Below are 1,607 nucleotides of genomic sequence, written 5' to 3' on the forward strand. Positions count from 1 at the left end.
ATGAGCCGTCGCGGAAACTGCTGGGACAATGCGCCAATGGAGCGGTTCTTCAGGAGCCTGAAATCGGAATGGATACCGGAATGTGGTTACGAAAATGTGGAAGATGCAAAGACTGATATCCTGAGTTACATGACGTATTACCACAACCAGCGCAGGCAGCATAGCTTCAATAATGGTCAGACACCTCATGCCAAAGAAAAGCATGCAGCGTAAAAAATTTTAACGGGTGTCCAATATTGCTAGACCACATCAGGTCGGCGACATAAGGGGCTGGAATCTCGCTGAAACAGGCCCGGTTGCCCTGGGTAAAAACGCTGGAGCAGTTCGACTTCAGCTTCCAACCTGGCATCGACCAGCGGGTTATCCGGGAACTGGTCGGGCTGGTGTTCATCGAACGTAATGAGAATGTCATCCTGCTGGGACCTCTGGGCGTGGGGAAAACACATCTGGCGGTGGCGTTGGGGATAAAGGCAGCCGATGCTGGTCATCGGGTGCTGTTCATGACGCTGGATAAGCTGATGGTAACACTAGTAAAAGCCAGACAAGAAAACAGGCTGGAGCGGCAGTTGCAGCAACGGAGTTACGTGCGGGTGCTGATCCTGGATGAGATCGGTTACCTACCGATGACACGTGATGAAGCCAATTTGTTCTTCCGACTGCTAAATCGGCGTTACGAGAAGGCGAGTATCATCCTGACCTCAAACAAGAGCTTCACCGACTGGGGCGAGGTCTTCGGAGACCATGTACTGGCAACAGCGATCCTTGACAGGCTGCTGCATCACTCGACAACAGTAAACATCAAGGGTGAGAGTTACCGCCTGAAAGGTAAACGTAAGGCAGACACGTTACCCAAAAGTATAGAGGAGAAAAACACCGAAAACAGAATGTTAAAAGCGGACATCAGAAATGATGAAAACCGGACAAAATAAATGTTGAAAAGCGGTCATTAGGCGGTGTTGTTGACACGTCATACAGCTCTTTGAACGCAGCCGCTATTTCACAGGTGGTCATCCCTTTTGCGTACAGTGACAGGATTTGGTTATCCATGCATGTGATAACGGCCTTTGTGTAATAGCCATTGCGGGAGTTGGCCCTAGGGTGTGTCCCGTAACTATTTTTTGTACAGTTCAGCATCGTTATAACTATGCAAAAAATGCTTTTAAGCGATAACAAACGCCTAAGTTGCTCGATATTCAACCAAAAATAACTTTTTGAAAATGATTCTTGCAGCGCTTTTTTGCGAGCAGAGAGGTTAAGGGACACGCCCTAGTTTAGGCTGGTTTTTATCGTAGCCCAGATGATGGGACATTTCGGCGTTGAGGGCAGCCTCAACACCGATTTTTTTAGCAGGCACTCGAACTGGTTGAGATCCTCAGGGGTTTTGAGATTTTTGGCCAGTTCGTTAGCCAGAGCCTGCAACTGTTTTTCGTCCATAAAGCAACCTGCTTTTGATGTTTGATTGAACATATCAAAATCAGGCAATTACACAAATTTATGTACAGACTCACTTTGGCAGGGTGGGTCATAATTCAATTGATATTGACATATACCTGTCGGCTGTACATCACAGCGTTCTGTGTGGGTATCGGGCTTGCTACGGCTATTTC

At 47.6% G+C, this 1,607-nt stretch carries 1 protein-coding gene and 2 pseudogenes; 2 read left to right on the forward strand and 1 reads right to left on the reverse strand.

What is annotated here, in order from left to right; all coding sequences use genetic code 11:
- Together K7X24_RS21815 and istB are read left to right on the forward strand one after the other, a co-directional pair.
- The coding region (locus K7X24_RS21815; protein WP_224558266.1) for an integrase core domain-containing protein at positions 1-213 on the forward strand (213 nt) is incomplete at its 5' end.
- A 36-nt stretch (positions 214-249) separates the two neighbouring features.
- Positions 250-929: pseudogene (gene istB / locus K7X24_RS21820) on the forward strand (IS21-like element helper ATPase IstB); the annotation flags it as partial.
- 335 nt (positions 930-1,264) lie between these two features.
- On the opposite strand, the pseudogene K7X24_RS21825 reads toward istB, so the two are convergent.
- A pseudogene (locus K7X24_RS21825) lies at positions 1,265-1,434 on the reverse strand (IS256 family transposase); the annotation flags it as partial.
- Positions 1,435-1,607 lie beyond the last annotated feature (173 nt).

Origin of the sequence: Pectobacterium versatile, from assembly GCF_020166435.1 — a bacterium.
Taxonomy (GTDB): Bacteria; Pseudomonadota; Gammaproteobacteria; order Enterobacterales; family Enterobacteriaceae; genus Pectobacterium; species Pectobacterium versatile.